Source organism: Streptomyces spongiae (assembly GCF_009377185.1).
Taxonomy (GTDB): domain Bacteria; phylum Actinomycetota; class Actinomycetes; order Streptomycetales; family Streptomycetaceae; genus Streptomyces; species Streptomyces spongiae.
On sequence record NZ_VJZC01000251.1, the window covers coordinates 1 to 13,656 of the forward strand.

At 69.8% G+C, this 13,656-nt stretch carries 12 protein-coding genes and 3 pseudogenes; 7 read left to right on the forward strand and 8 right to left on the reverse strand.

Features of this window, described 5'->3' with window-relative positions; all coding sequences use genetic code 11:
- Positions 1–80 precede the first annotated feature (80 nt).
- Positions 81–1,028, reverse strand: coding sequence for a class A beta-lactamase (gene bla / locus FNH08_RS28115; RefSeq protein ID WP_152774335.1), 948 nt, complete (start codon positions 1,026–1,028; stop codon positions 81–83).
- 149 nt (positions 1,029–1,177) lie between these two features.
- Here bla and FNH08_RS28120 point away from each other — a divergent pair, with 149 nt between their 5' ends.
- The 3 genes from FNH08_RS28120 (at position 1,178) to FNH08_RS50970 (ending at position 4,183) form a co-directional block, all read left to right on the forward strand.
- Entirely contained in the window at positions 1,178–2,092 is a 915-nt protein-coding gene (locus FNH08_RS28120; protein WP_322725584.1) for a LysR family transcriptional regulator, read from the forward strand.
- Positions 2,089–2,994, forward strand: coding sequence for a serine hydrolase (locus tag FNH08_RS28125; protein ID WP_152774336.1), 906 nt, complete (start codon positions 2,089–2,091; stop codon positions 2,992–2,994). Before FNH08_RS28120 ends, FNH08_RS28125 begins: the two co-directional genes overlap by 4 nt.
- A gap of 130 nt (positions 2,995–3,124) precedes the next feature.
- Entirely contained in the window at positions 3,125–4,183 is a 1,059-nt protein-coding gene (locus FNH08_RS50970; RefSeq protein ID WP_194238642.1) for a DUF6215 domain-containing protein, read from the forward strand.
- Positions 4,184–4,207: 24 nt separating this feature from the next.
- On the opposite strand, the gene FNH08_RS28140 is transcribed toward FNH08_RS50970, so the two are convergent.
- On the reverse strand, positions 4,208–5,542 hold the full coding sequence (locus tag FNH08_RS28140; protein WP_322725585.1) for a COG1361 family protein: 1,335 nt from the start codon (positions 5,540–5,542) through the stop codon (positions 4,208–4,210).
- Positions 5,543–5,799: 257 nt separating this feature from the next.
- Here FNH08_RS28140 and FNH08_RS28145 point away from each other — a divergent pair, with 257 nt between their 5' ends.
- Entirely contained in the window at positions 5,800–6,225 is a 426-nt protein-coding gene (locus FNH08_RS28145) for a pyridoxamine 5'-phosphate oxidase family protein (protein WP_152774339.1), read from the forward strand.
- Between the two features lie 26 nt (positions 6,226–6,251).
- Positions 6,252–6,917, forward strand: coding sequence for a pyridoxine/pyridoxamine 5'-phosphate oxidase (locus tag FNH08_RS28150; RefSeq protein WP_152774340.1), 666 nt, complete (start codon positions 6,252–6,254; stop codon positions 6,915–6,917).
- A 35-nt stretch (positions 6,918–6,952) separates the two neighbouring features.
- Here FNH08_RS28150 and FNH08_RS28155 read toward each other — a convergent pair whose 3' ends face one another.
- From FNH08_RS28155 to FNH08_RS28165, 3 genes are all read right to left on the reverse strand, one after another.
- Positions 6,953–7,555: a GNAT family N-acetyltransferase gene (locus FNH08_RS28155; RefSeq protein ID WP_152774341.1), complete on the reverse strand. Its 603-nt coding sequence runs from the start codon at positions 7,553–7,555 to the stop codon at positions 6,953–6,955.
- Between the two features lie 72 nt (positions 7,556–7,627).
- Positions 7,628–8,071 carry a Zn-ribbon domain-containing OB-fold protein gene (locus tag FNH08_RS28160; protein WP_322725587.1) on the reverse strand — a complete coding sequence of 148 codons (444 nt, stop codon included), beginning with the start codon at positions 8,069–8,071 and terminating at the stop codon, positions 7,628–7,630.
- A complete protein-coding gene (locus FNH08_RS28165; protein ID WP_152774342.1) occupies positions 8,068–8,517 on the reverse strand; it encodes a DoxX family membrane protein in 450 nt (149 codons plus the stop codon). The genes FNH08_RS28160 and FNH08_RS28165 overlap by 4 nt, the downstream gene beginning before the upstream one ends.
- A gap of 243 nt (positions 8,518–8,760) precedes the next feature.
- Here FNH08_RS28165 and FNH08_RS28170 point away from each other — a divergent pair, with 243 nt between their 5' ends.
- The gene (locus FNH08_RS28170) at positions 8,761–10,035 is read left to right on the forward strand and encodes a flavin-containing monooxygenase (RefSeq protein WP_152774343.1); all 1,275 of its coding nucleotides are present in this window, start codon (positions 8,761–8,763) and stop codon (positions 10,033–10,035) included.
- Between the two features lie 55 nt (positions 10,036–10,090).
- Here FNH08_RS28170 and FNH08_RS28175 read toward each other — a convergent pair.
- A pseudogene (locus FNH08_RS28175) lies at positions 10,091–10,207 on the reverse strand (integrase); the annotation flags it as partial.
- A gap of 335 nt (positions 10,208–10,542) precedes the next feature.
- Positions 10,543–11,007 (reverse strand): annotated as a pseudogene (locus tag FNH08_RS28185) (transposase family protein); the annotation flags it as partial.
- 293 nt (positions 11,008–11,300) lie between these two features.
- Here FNH08_RS28185 and FNH08_RS54095 point away from each other — a divergent pair.
- A pseudogene (locus tag FNH08_RS54095) lies at positions 11,301–12,380 on the forward strand (recombinase family protein); the annotation flags it as partial.
- A gap of 1,027 nt (positions 12,381–13,407) precedes the next feature.
- On the opposite strand, the gene FNH08_RS28195 reads toward FNH08_RS54095, so the two are convergent.
- Positions 13,408–13,656: M20/M25/M40 family metallo-hydrolase (locus FNH08_RS28195; RefSeq protein ID WP_152774345.1), on the reverse strand; the 249-nt coding region annotated here is incomplete at its 5' end.

Consider the following 13,656-nt stretch of genomic DNA (forward strand, 5'->3'; position numbering starts at 1 on the left):
AAGGGGCGCAGCCCCTGGGGATGGGACGGGTAGGGGCGGCGGGGGCGCAAGACGGACTGTGATGTCCCGCCCCGGCCCCGCTACGACAGCCGGTCGGCCACCACGGACGCCGCCTCCGCGATCAGTTTGTTGTCGTACGTGTCGTCCGCCTCGCCGCGGTTCGTCAGGATCGCCATGACGATGGGCGCGGAGTCGGGCGGCCACACGACGGCGATGTCGTTGCGGGCGCCGTAGCCGCTGCCGCTTCCGGTCTTGTCGCCGACGACCCAGCCGTCGGGCACCCCGGCCCGGATGACCTCGTCCCCGGTGGTGTTGGTCTTCAGCCACGTCGTGAGCCGGTCCCGCTCGGGCCCTCGGAGGACGTCTCCGAGAACGTACGCGCGCAGGTCCTTCGCGAGCGCCCGCGGGGTGGTCGTGTCCCGTGTCTCGCCCGGCACCCAGTCGCTCAGCCCGGGCTCGACGCGCTCCATCAGGGTGACCTTGTCGCCCAGTTTCCGCAGCTCGGCCTGGAGTCCCTTGGGACCGCCGAGCGCGTCGAACAGCAGGTTGGCCGCGGTGTTGTCACTGAAGCGGACGGCGGCGTCACACAACTCGCTCAGGGTCATGCCGGTCTCGACGTGCTTCTCGGTGACGGGCGAGTGGTGGACCAGGTCGTCCTCGGAGTACTTGATCACCTCGTTCATGCCGTTCAGCCCGTACTTCCTCAGGACAGCGCCGGCGGACAGCGCCTTGTGCGTGGAGTGGTAGCCGAACCGCTCCCCGTCCCGGTACGCCACCTCGCGCCCGGTGCCGGTGTCGATCGCGTAGACGCCGAGCCTGGCGTCGAACTTGCGCTCCAGTTCCTTCAACTCGCCGTTGACCGGGGTGGTCGCCGCGATCGGGGTCGTCCTCACGGCGGACCGGGACGACGACGAAGCCGAAGCCGACGAACCGTCCTGGCCGCAGGCGGTGAGCGGGACGACGAGGGCGAGTGCGGCGAGCGCACCGCGCAGGGTGCGACGGGCAGGGGTGTGCTGCGTGCTCTGCATGGTCCGACCTCCTGGTTGGTCATGAGTTCGGGGATCACCCTCACCGCCGCTCAGCCATGCGGTCCAATACGCGAACGCTCCGCTCCATGCCGTTTCGGCATAGGAGCCGGGCCGTGGATCTGCCACAGATCTGACATAGGGTTCCCGCTGTGGATCTGGTGGGAGCCTGTCGTGCGTTCGTCAGCGTGAGCGAGCACGGCAGTTTCACCGTCGGGGCCGCCGCCGCCCGGATGTCGCAGTCGGTGGCCAGCCGTCGCGTCGCCGCACTGGAGGAACGCTTCGGTGAACCGTTGTTCGAGCGCACCTCACGGCGGGCCGTCCTCACCCCCTTCGGCCGGGACATGCTGCCGACGGCCCGGCAGCTCGTGCAGGCGGCCGACGTGCTGCTGCACGAGGCGGAGGCCGTCAAACGCAAGCCGTGGCGGCTCGCGGTGCCCGGCATCTGCTCCACGGCCGGTCTCGCCCACCTCGTCGCCGAGGCACGCGGGCACGGCGTCACCCTCGATCTGCGCGTCGCGGGCCCGGCGCAGCGTACGGAACTCCTGCACGCGCAGCAGGTGCGGGCCGCTCTGGTCGCGGTACCGCCGGACGACGCGCGGTGGTCCGTGCCGCTCGGGCTCGCCGGCGCCCGGGATCCGGGAGTGAAGCGCGTCTACCTGGAGACCCTGCGGGTCGGACGCGCCTCCTCCGGCCCCGCCCGCCGCGTGTGGATCCAGCCGGAGGACGACGTGCCGCACATCCGCGACCCGCTGACACGCCTGCGCGACGCGCTCGGGCTGCGGCCCGCACAGCTCGTCACCGCGCCCGACCTGACGACCGCCGCGGCCGAAGTCCTGTGCTCACGCGACCTGTTGCTGTGCTCCCCCGCCCAGGCCGGGGAACTCGCCCTGGAATGGCGGCCCATCGGCGAGATCGCGATCGGCCGGGGCTTCGCCCTCGCCGCCGCCGGAGACGGCAATCCCCAGCTGATCGAAGCGCGCCTGGGCGACGCCGTCGCCCGCTGTCTGGGCGCGGGAACCTCAGCGAGAAACTCAGCGGAAACCTCAGGAGGGCCCCCGACTTGAGCACCGAGGCGTTACTGCACGACCTGCGCGAGCAACTCCGCGACGGCGGCCTGCACGGCTGCCTGCTCGTGCGGGATCTGCACACGGGAGAGGAGCTGGGCATCGAGCCGGACACCCCGCTGCCGTCCGCGTCGCTCGTCAAGGTCCCGCTCGCGCTGGCGACCCTCGAACGCGTCCGGCGGGGCGAGCTCGACGGAGCGACACCCCTCGACGTGGAGCCCGGGCGGATCACCACGGCCGGCCCCATCGGGGTGAGCCGCTTCCGCCACCCCGCCCGGATCGCGGTCGACGACCTGCTCTACCTGAGCACCTGCCTGAGTGACAGCCACGCCGCCGACGCGCTCTTCGGTCTCACCCCGCCGGCCCGCGTCGCCGAGATCGTCCACGAGCTCGGCCTGCGCGACATCACCGTCCGGCACACGATGAACGAGCTGATGGACACCCCCGTCGAACGCTTCGACGCCGCCGACGTCCATCTCGCCCACTCCCTCGCCATCGACGCCGGTACCAGCGGCCGCGGACACCGGGTGCCGCAGCTCGACACCACCCGCGCCAACACCGGCAGCGCACGCGCCTGGGTCGAGCTGCTCCAGGCCTTGTGGACACCGTCGAAGATCCACCCCGAGGTCGCCGAGCGCGTACGCGGCCTCATGGCCCACAACGTGCTCCGGCACCGCCTCGCCCCGGACTTCAGCTCCGACGCCACCACCTGGTCCTCCAAGACCGGCACGCTGCTCAACCTCCGCCACGAGATCGGCGTCGTCGAGCACGCCGACGGCCAGGGCTTCGCCATCGCCGCCCTCACCGAGTCACTGGTCCCGGCCTCCAGCCAGCCCGGCGCGGAGGCCCTCCTGGCCCAGGTCGCGCGCGCACTGAGGGATCACCTGCGGCAGCTGTACTGAGGGCTCCGCCGGAATCACGGCGCCCTCGGGATCGTCGGTTTGGCGTCTCTTGCCTCGGCAGGCCCTGCACGTGCCCGGAACTGTGGCCTCCACCACGGCGGATGTGGGCTTGTCCTGGTGAGATCACCGGATGCTCGGTTTCCTCCTGCGTCTCCTGCCGTTCTGGGTCCGCGAGCCCCTGCTCATCGCGGTCGGGTCCGTTCTCGGCGTACGCATCATGTATCTCGCCGTCCACGATCACGACCGGGTCGCGGCCGGTCTCGGCGTGGTGTTCCTCGTGTTCACCGCGATACGCGTCTACGTGGTGGTCCGGGCCCTGCGCGCCCGCCGGAACCCGAGTCCGGCGGCCTCCGCGGACGGGGCGGCGCTCGATGCTGCCGCCCAGGCTCAGGTCCAGCCCCAGACCCAGGTCCAGCCCCAGGTCCAGGCCCAGGCCCAGGCCCAGCCCCAGGCTGGAACTGAGCCGCGTCCCGTCCCGGCCACCCCGGAGAAGGAGCCCAACGCATGGGGCCAGGCCGTCGCCGCCGTGGCCGTGTTCGGGGCAATCGGGGCCGCGCTGTGGGTGGCCCCACACGTGATGCCGGCCGACGCCAGCACCCCGCAGCCCGCCTCGTGTTCGGACGGGACACACGAGGAGTTGCCGAAGACCTACAAGCAGAAGCCCCGACCCGTGACCGGTGAAGCGCTGTGCAAGGCGCTCAACCGGCCGGACCTGGCCAAGCTCCTGGGAACGCCTGAAGAGACCGCGACCAGTGCTTCCGGCACCAACAACACCGCTCCTCTGACTGATGGGAAGGTCGCCCAGCCGGAGGCCGAGGTCGCGTTCGACACGTACACCGTGAACGTCTCGGCCACTTACAACGACCTGTCGACCGACCAGTACGTGAAGCTGATGAAGTACGGGAACGAGACGGACATCAAGACACTCAAGGTTCTCGGTCGGCCCGCGGTCTTCTCCTCGGATCACACCATGAAGCTCGAGATCGATCTGGGGAGTGGCGGATCAGGCGGACCGGTCGAACAAGGTCCACTGGCCAGAAACCTGGCCGTGGCCCTGGACCGTAATGACCGGGGCGGCTACTGCGAGATCACCGTGTGGAGCGAGTCCGGAGCCCTCCCGGACGACAGCGCCCTCCTCGACATCGCGGAGAAGGTTCTTCCGAGAATCCCCGAACGGCCTGCCCGATGAGGCGCCGCCGCCGCACCGACTCCCTTACGGCCGGACCCTGATCGTGGCCTCGTCGTTGCCGGGGTTCGGGTCGCGGCGGTCGGAGTCCTCCTTGTCCATGACGGTCGCGGTGCCCTCTCCCGGTTCGCCGAGGCGCAGGGTGAACTCGAAGGTGCGGTCCTCGCCCGGCTTCAGCGCGCCGACGTCGCAGGTGTACGCGAAGCCGTTGCCCTCGCAGTAGGGCTCGTAGACGTCTTCGTCGATCGCCGTCATGGGCTGCTTCAGGACCGTCACGCCGAACGGAGGACTGAACACCAGCTCGGTGGCGGGGCCGGGGTCGCCGGGACCGTTGTTGCGAACGGTGAGGCGGACCTCGCGCTCGGTGCCGGGCTCGCCCTTCAGGTCGACGTCGGAGACCTCGTAGTCGGAGCCGGTGTCGAGGGTGACCTCGGTGCTGGCTCCGCCCTTGGCGAACGTACCCTTCGCGTCCGCGTCGTCCGCCCGCTCGGCTTCGAGGGCCGGGCCGTCACCGGCGTCACCGCCGTCGGGTGTGACACCGTACTTTCCCGGCCCCATGTCCAGGGCCCACGCGTCCTGGCCGAAAGAGCCGTACATCGTCGCCTTGGGGGCGCGCAGCCGCACCGCGGGCCGGAGGACGACCGCCTCGCCCGGCTTGATCCGCAGGTCAGGGAACCGGCAGATCGCCATGTGGCCCCGCTGGGGCTCCGGGTAACGGCAGTTGGAGTACCGCTGCGTGAAGTCCATGGTTCCGTCGACGAGTTTGAGGCCGAGTCCTTCGACGGGCACCTCGCCGGAGTTGCGGACGACGACGGGCGCGGTGATCCCGGAGCCGGGCCGGACGTCCTTGAACGGCTTGATCGTGCGCACCTCGATCACGGGCTCACCGACGACGACCCGGGTCCTGGCCGTCAGCTTCTCGCCGTCCTGGGTGGTGTACGTGAACCGTACGACGCCCGTGTCCCCGGGTTCCGCACCCTTCGCGGGCTTCGGGTGGACCCGGTCGAGGTCCGCCCAGCTGTCGTACGTGCCGTCGACCTCGCAGGTCACACGCACGGCGTCGCCCTCGCACCGGGCACCGCTCTTGCGCAGGCCCACGGTCTTGAGCCGTACGACGTCCTCGGAGCCGCTCACGTCCACGGTGAGCCGATGGTCGCGGTCGTTGTTCCTGGTGGGTGACTTGGTGTCCTCCGCCTGGAGGTGGAAGGGCGTCTTGTCGTGGGGGCCGGACTTGTCACCGTCGGGGCGCAGGTAGAAGACCTCGGGGGCGGAGAGCCACGGCTCCTTCTCGCCGACGCCCGCGCATGCGGTGAGGCCGAGGAGGAGGGTGCCGGCGGCGAGGGCCGCGCCCGTTGACTTCACGGCTGTCCCGCTTTCCGCTCGATTTCCCTCTCGATGGCGCACCACGGGCAGCAACCTACCGCCACCTCGCACGCGTGTGCGGTTCTACGCCTGCGGCCCCGCCTGGCACCGAGCGGTTCGAGCCATATGGACCATGCATGGACCATGCGTCGGAATAGCCCATGTCCGAGACTCGCTGACGGAGAGGCGGAAGAGGCAGAAAAGACGGAAATGACAACGGCGTCCGTGCCGCCCCACCTGTCGCAAGGAGAACCGAGATGGCGCTCACCCGCGAAGAACGTGAAGAGTTCCTGGCCGAGCCGCACATCGCCGCGCTCGCGGTGGACGCGGGGCCGGGACGGGCCCCGCTGACCGTGCCGATCTGGTACCAGTACGCCCCCGGCGGCGACATCTGGGTCATGACCGGACGCGACAGCCGCAAGAACGAGCTGATCCAGGCCGCGGGCCGGTTCTCCCTGATGGTCGACCGGCTCGAACCCACCATCCGGTACGTGTCGGTCGAGGGCCCGGTGACGGACACGGTCCCCGCGACCGTCGAGCAGCTCCGCGAGATCTCCGCCCGTTACCTCCCGGCCGAGAAGGTGGACGAGTACGTGGACTTCGCCTGGAAGAGCCACGGCGAGCAGGTGATCGTCCATCTGCGTCCGGAGAGGTGGGTCTCGTCCGACCTGGGTACCGTCTGAGGTCCTGGGCCGGTGACAATCGGAGCATGGGAACGGATCTTCACGAGCTGCTGAGGTCGCTGCGGGTGTGGGACCCGGAGGTCACCGAGCTGCCCTCCTTCGACCCGGCCGCCGCACCCGCCGAGCCACTGCCGCTGTTCACCACGTGGTTCGCGGAGGCGGTGGCGGCGGGCCAGGCGGAGCCGCACACCATGTCGCTCGCCACGGCGGACGCGGAGGGCACACCGGACGTACGGACGGTCATGCTGCACGGCGCGGACGAGCACGGCTGGCACTTCGCCTCGCACGCGGGCAGCCGGAAGGGCCGGCACCTGGCCGCCCGGCCGCGGGCGGCGCTCGGCTTCTACTGGCCCGCCCTGGGCCGTCAGGTGCGGGTGCGCGGCCGGGTGACGGTCGCCCCCGCCGAGGTCGCGGACGCCGATCTGCACGCGCGTTCCACGGGTGCGCTGGCCGCCGGGCTCGTGGGCCGCCAGAGCGAAGTGCTCTCCTCCTACGAGGAGTTGGAGCGCGCCTCGGAGGACGCGTGGGAGCGGGCGCGGCGCGAGCCGGACGCGCCGGTGCCGTCGTGGACGGTGTACGTACTCGCGCCGGACGAGGTGGAGTTCTTCCAGGGCGACGCACGGCGACGGCACGTACGGCTCGACTACCGGCGTACGGACAGGGGTTGGGCCAAGGAGTTGCTGTGGCCGTGAAGTGGCGGGTGGCGAAGCCCTGGAGCGGCGGGTAGCTATCCCTCCCCCGGCTCCGGGTCCGTGGCCAGGCGGGCGTGCAGGTGGACGTCACGGAAGGCGTCGTGGCGGCCCGCCTCGAACATGGCGCCCCGCAGCGTGCCCTCGTACGGGAAACCGCAGCGCTCGGCTATCCGGCAGGAGGCGTCGTGGCCGAGGGCGTGCCCGAGTTCCAGGCGGTGTATGCCCAGGGCGGTGAAGGCCCAGCGTGCGGCGAGGCGGAGGGCGCGGGTGGCGACACGGTGGCCGCGGGCCTCGGGGAGGACCCAGTAGCCGACGCGGGCGGCCCGTATGAAGTGGTCGATCTCGTTGACGCCGACGTGCCCGAGCGGAGACCCGCTCACCGCGTCCGTGACGCAGAAGGACACGCACTTGCCCTCCGCATCCCACTCGGCACGCAGCCGCAGCGACTCGCGGGCGTTCTGCATCTCGTCGACCAGCCTCACGGGGGTGTTCCACCGCCGGAACTCGGGGTCCGAGTTGCCGCGCAGCCATGTCTCGACGTCGCTGTCGCACTCCGGGTCCCAGGGCCGTAACCGCAGGCCGTGGCCGCGCAGTTCGGGCGCGGGCGTGTGATTGTTCTTCCGATGCGGATCCGCCATCCGCCCATTGAAACTCCCGCGCGCACCGGGCTGACGTCCGGCCCCCGCCGGGGATCGCCGCCGACGGCCGCCTCACTCCCGGGGCCGGAAAACCGGAACGACCACCTCACCGGTGTGTGTGGCTTCACCGGTGGCCCCCGCCCCCCGGAACGCCACCTCCAGCTCCATCCCCATCCGCAGCTCACCCTCCCCGCACTCCACGACCTCGGTCATCATCCGGGGACCCTCAGCGAGGTCGACCACGGCGGCGACGTACGGGGTGCGGGCGCCGAAGGGCGGGAGGTCGTTGCGGTGGACGACGGACCAGGTGTAGAGGGTGGCCCGGCCGCTCGCGGGCTCCCACGTCACGTCCTCGCCCCAGCAGTGGGGGCAGAACTCACGGGGGTAGTGATGGGCACGCCCGCAGGTACCGCAGCGGCGCAGCAGCAGGCGGCCCTCGGCGGCGGCGTCCCAGTAGGGGCGGGTGAAGGCGTCCGCCTGGGGGACGTCGAAGCGTGGGTCTGTCGGGCCACTCACTGGAACAGCCCCAGCGCGTCGTCGAGCGACCACGTCTGCCACGACATCGCGAACAGCCCGACCACCGAGATCAGCGCCATCATCGAGTTCTGCCCCTGCTCGGCCCAGTCGTGGATCATGAGGACGAAGTAGAGAAGGTTGAGCAGCAGCCCTCCGACCAGCGCGACCGGCGTCAGGAACCCGAGGATCAGGCCCAGGCCGAGGGCGAGTTCGGCGTAGGCGACGACGTACGCCATCGTGCGCGGGCGGGGCGCGACGACGACGTCGAAGCCGCCGCGCACCGCGTTCCACCGGTGCTTCGCCGCGATGCCCGCCGCCCAGGTGATGCCGCCGCCCTCGAACCACGTCTTCTTGTCCTTGTGCCGCCAGCTCTCCAGCCACCACAGCCCCAGCCCGATGCGCAGCACGGCGAGCCATTCCGCACCGGTGAGCCAGATCGTGTCCATGGACTCCCCTGCCACCGAAGGAATCTGACGGTACGTCAGTTCAGCTGATGCGGGGCGTTCACGCAAGACCGCGGGCTCGAACCCTTCCCCTCGGGCGGAGGTGCGGGCCCCCACCGAACCACCACACTCCAAGACGCCTACGCCACGAGCCCCACCCACTCCTCCTACAGCCGTGATCAATCCGCAACCAATTCCGGGCTTGACCGAGACCCATCAAGTGAGCATGCGAATACTCTCGGGCACATGGCCGACTCCTCCACATCCACCGACTCCACCGAGCCCGACGGGGCGACCGAACCCGCCGGGGCCGCTGAGCCCGGCAAGGCCGGTGACTCCGTGGGGCGCGTGGAGCTGGTCCGTCGTGATCGTCCCGTGTACGTCATCGGCGGTGGCCCGGGTGGGCTGGCCGCGGCGTACGCCCTGCGGGCCCAGGGGGTCCGTGCCGTCGTACTGGAGAAGTCCGACCGGGTCGGCGCGTCGTGGCGCGGGCACTACGACCGGCTGCACCTGCACACCACCCGGCGTCTGTCGGGGCTGCCCGGGCTGCCGATGCCGCGCCGGTTCGGCCGCTGGGTGGCGCGGGACGACGTGGTGCGGTACCTGGAGAAGTACGCCGAGTACCACGAGCTGGAGGTCGTCACCGGCGTCGAGGTCTCGCGCGTGGAGCCCGCCGCCGACGGCTACGGCTGGCTGCTGCACGCCACCGGCGGGCGCGAACTGACCGGCGGCGCGGTCGTCGTCGCCACCGGTTACAACCACACGCCCCACCTGCCCGACTGGCCCGGCCGCGACGACTACACCGGCGAACTGCTCCACGCCGGCGAGTACCGCAACGCCGCGCCCTACGCCGGCCGCGACGTCCTCGTCGTCGGCGTCGGCAACACCGGCGCCGAGATCGCCGTCGACCTGGTGGAGGGCGGGGCCTCGCGCGTACGGCTCGCGGTCCGCACCGCCCCGCACATCGTGCGCCGCTCCACGGCCGGCTGGGCGGCCCAGTTCACCGGTATCGCCGTACGGCACCTGCCGGTCGCCCTCGTCGACCGGCTCGCCAAGCCGATGGCCAAGGTCAGCGTGCCCGACCTGTCCGCGCACGGGCTGCCCCGGCCCGACACCGGGCTGTACTCGCGCGTCAACGCGGGGTCCATCCCCGTCCAGGACGTCGGCCTCATCGACGCCGTACGCAAGGGCCGGGTCGAGATCGTGGCCGCGGTGGAGGGCTTCGAGGGCGGCGAGGTGCTCCTCACCGACGGCAACCGCATCGAGCCGGAGGCCGTGGTGGCCGCCACCGGGTACCGACGCGCCCTGGAGGGCGTCGTCGGCCACCTCGGTGTCCTCGACGAGCGCGGTAAGCCCGTCGTCCACGGCGCCCGCACCCCGAAGAACACGCCAGGTCTCTATTTCCAGGGCTTCACCAACCCCATCAGCGGTATGTTCCGTGAACTCGCCATCGACGCACGCAAGATCGCGAAGGCCATTGTCCGGGACGCCGATGTAAGGCTGTCCCGGCTACCAGGGTGACGACCTCACGGCCTGCGGCCGAAGGCCAGTGCTGTGACCGTATCGCCGGTCGTGTTCAGACTGCGGCGGCAGGTGGTCGTCCGCCCCAGCGGATGCCCTTCTCGCTGCGGACACGGGCGCGTTCGCGTCGCTGGGCAGCCAGGACGTCGGGATGCCGGGCGTTCTGGCTGCGCACGATCCGCTGCAGTTTTTGCCCCTCCGCCTCACTCAGTCCGTGCACCCTGACCGGCCCTGCCATCGCGCCTCCCCACATCAATCAAACGTGTCGTCACATCCAACCGACGCGAGGCCAGTAGACACCAACCACCGTGAGCGTTTCCGGTCGCACTAGGGCCTGTTGCGAAAGTCCCGTCGTCCGCCCGAAGGGCGGGCCCCGGGGCGTCCGGTGCGTGCTCTCGGCGTGCCGGGTGCAAGCCCTCGTACTGGACGTACTTGGGTTTGTGCCCGGTGCGGCGAGAGTGCGTGCCGGGCGTCGCGGGGCAGGCGGGACTTTCGCAACAGGCCCTAGGCGCGGTCGGCGAGGATGGGAACGCCCTGGCGTTCGCAGATCCGGATGATCCGGTGGGCGCGGGCCGCAGTGAGATCGTGTGCGCGTCCCGGCAGCGTCGGCGAGATCCACAGCAGTTGTCCGGACAGGTCGGTCACAACCTGGAAGTTGACCCTGTGTCGGCGGTGCTTGTGGGAGAAGTCGGCCCGGCTGTCGCCGACTCGGTCGCACTCCGCGAGGGTGCCGTCGAGCAGGACGTAGTCCGAGTTGGCCTCGCGCAGGGCGCGCAACAGGCCAGGTGCGCGGTTGGCGAGCAGATCGACGACGGCTGTCGTGTAGGCGTGAGCGGTGCCGACGGAGATGCCGAACCCGGCCGCGAGCTGGGCGAGGGCGTCATGTCGGCGCAGGTACACCAGGCCGACCAGGGCACGCTGGTGCGGCGGGAGCTTGCAGCGGCGGTCACCCTCGCGGGTGACGATGAGCATGGTGACCCACTCGACCAGGGCGCGGAGCAGGTCGAGTGCGGCAAATTATGGAACCAACGCGGCTCCTGTGCCCGTGGGTTGAGACTGCGAACACCTCCCCCAACGGCACGGGAGCCTCGTGCGTTGCGGGCATCGAACCCGTCACCTGATCCATACCTTTCAGTGGCCGCGCTGAAAGACCTCAGTGACTGACAGTGGGGCGGCCTAAGATCTGCGTCACACGGGTGACCCCGGCGGTACGCCACATACCCCGGGGTCCGGCCAGTCGCGAAGGGACTGACATGACCAAGCTTATGCGCCACCCCAACCCTGCCACGCTCTGCAGCGAGATCATTGCCCTGGGCTACAAGCGCTGCTCCACCGAAGAGCAACTGAAGGGCTACGGCCTCGAGGTCCAGGACGACGAGCTTCGAGCCTGGGAGGCCCAGGATCCCGGGCGCACCCTGCTGGAGGTCTTCTCGGACAAGGGGGTCAGCGGGTCCATGGACCATCGGCCGGACATGCTCCGGCTGGAGGCCGAGGCACTCGAGGGCAAGGCCAACCGCATCGTGGTCGCCAAGGTGGACCGCGTGGGGCGTACCGCACGGGCCGCCTTCAACTGGGCCTGGCGCATGCAAGACATCGGCGTTCACTTTATCGCCATTCAGGAATGCATCGACACCAGCACCGAGTTGGGCTGGGCGATGTTTCAGCAGTACGTGTTCTTCTCCGAAATGGAGTGGAACCGGATTCGCCAGCGCACGCTGGACGGCCGCAACAAGAAGATCGAGTACGGCGGTTGGCCAGCTGGCCCGGCACCGTACGGCTACAAGATCGAAGGCAAGGGGCAGAAGGGTTCCTTCCTTGTCATTAACGAGGAAGAGGCGCGCGTCATCCTCAAAGCCGCGGTACTTCTGGTCGACGACGGCAAGAGCTTCGAGGAAGCATCCGCCGAACTGAACCGGCTTCAGATGTACACCCGCAGCGGCAGGCCGTGGACGGTCACGAACCTCTACCAACGCATGCACTCAGAAACTTTCGACGGTTACACCACCTACCGCAAGACCCACCGCGGTGACCGGATGAAGGCCACCAGGCTGTCCGAGGACGGCACTCCGGTCCACGGCGAGCCGATCCGCATTGCCGTACCGCACATCCTCACCCCCGACCGGACCAAGGGACTGAAAGCTGCGTTGGAGAAGCGGTCCATCGGCAAGCCCCGGAAGCCTGCCCGCATCTATTCGCTGAGCGGTCACATTGCCGGCGCTTGCGGAATGACGTACGTCGGAGGCGGCCGTACAGGACAGCGAGCTTACCGCTGCCAGGGCAACAGCACCGACAAGAAGGGCTGCGGCTGCACCAACCTGGATGCGGCGGAAATCGAGAGTGCCGTCTGGGCCAAGGTCGCGGAACTTCTTCGGGATGAGGGCCGCTTGAGGGTTCTCGCGGACCGCTGGGTCACTTCGCTTCCTGGCGACCAGGACAGGTACCTGGAGCGCCAGGAGAGCCTAACTGCGAGCATCGAGAAGCAAGAGAAGCTGATCGAGAGTGCTATGCCCGATTGCATCAAGGCGGGCATGGAGCCCGCCGTGGCTGTGGCGGCAGTCAAGAAGCTCCGCGAAGAAGTGGTGGACTGGAATAAACAGCTCAAGGAGGTTCGGGACTGGCTGGCTAAGAACGACCAGACGAAAGCGAGGACGAACGCCATCGTCTCCCTCGCCCGCTCCTCCCGGGAGCAGCTGGCAAATTTGGATGCCGCCGAGAGGGCCGAGGTCTTCGACATGTTCCGCATTGCCGTGATCCCCGAGAATGGCCGCTTCATCAAGCGGTCCGGGTCTCCGTGCAAAGTCACTGCCTGGCACCATCAGACCGGCACGCTCGTTCCGCCGGACGTGACCGAGGCTCAGTGGGACGAAGTGCGAGAAGTTATCGCTCGGTACCACGGGCCGCGGCACTTCTCGATGACCAAGCTTGATCTGCGGCAAGCCCTCAACGGGATGTTGCATCGGCTTCGCCACGGGGTGGAGTGGCCTCAGGTCGAGCCCTGGGGCATTCCTGAGGCCGTCCGCCAACGTCAGGGCGTCTGGTTCCGTAGCGGCGCCTGGAGGGCTCTCATGGAGCATCTGACAGCCAATGGGCAGGGAACCGCGGTGCCCCGCCACCCGACGATTCCACCCCTGCTTGTGGTAGGAGAGATCCGCTCCGGAGCCCTGGCTCTGTTGGGTGCCACGGAGGCCGAACTCACGGAACTCACGGAACTCACGGAACTCACGGATAGAGGATCAGGCTTCACCAGCCCCGCGAGCGGTATGTTCCGCGAACTCGCCCTCGACGCCCAGAAGATCGCCAAGGCGGTCGCCCGCCGGGGCGGGGTGGAGCGGAGGCCCGCCCGCACCTGAGCCCTCGGAGCCCGGCGCCCCGTCAGCCCCCAAGCGGCTGCGCCAGCCGTCCCAGCAGCCCCGCGACCAGGGCCGTCTGCGCGGGCACGGTGTCGGGGTGGATGAACTCGCCCTGCGCGTGGGCGCCGTCGCCGACCGCGCCCATGCCGCACAGGACGGGCAGGCCGAGCGCGGCGACGAAGTTCGCGTCACTGGCGCCGCCGACGGAGGTGTCGTGCAGGTCGCGGCCCTGTTCGCGGGCGACCTCGCGGGCGAGGGCGAGGAGGGGGGC

Excerpts from the sequence above, each read along its gene's own strand:
- bla (WP_152774335.1), bottom strand. The coding sequence starts at position 1,028 with ATGCAGAGCACGCAGCACACCCCTGCCCGTCGCACCCTGCGCGGTGCG.
- FNH08_RS50970 (WP_194238642.1), top strand. The coding sequence starts at position 3,125 with ATGCTCGGTTTCCTCCTGCGTCTCCTGCCGTTCTGGGTCCGCGAGCCC.
- FNH08_RS28145 (WP_152774339.1), top strand. The coding sequence starts at position 5,800 with ATGGCGCTCACCCGCGAAGAACGTGAAGAGTTCCTGGCCGAGCCGCAC.
- FNH08_RS28150 (WP_152774340.1), top strand. The coding sequence starts at position 6,252 with ATGGGAACGGATCTTCACGAGCTGCTGAGGTCGCTGCGGGTGTGGGAC.
- FNH08_RS28155 (WP_152774341.1), bottom strand. The coding sequence starts at position 7,555 with ATGGCGGATCCGCATCGGAAGAACAATCACACGCCCGCGCCCGAACTG.
- FNH08_RS28165 (WP_152774342.1), bottom strand. The coding sequence starts at position 8,517 with ATGGACACGATCTGGCTCACCGGTGCGGAATGGCTCGCCGTGCTGCGC.
- FNH08_RS28170 (WP_152774343.1), top strand. The coding sequence starts at position 8,761 with ATGGCCGACTCCTCCACATCCACCGACTCCACCGAGCCCGACGGGGCG.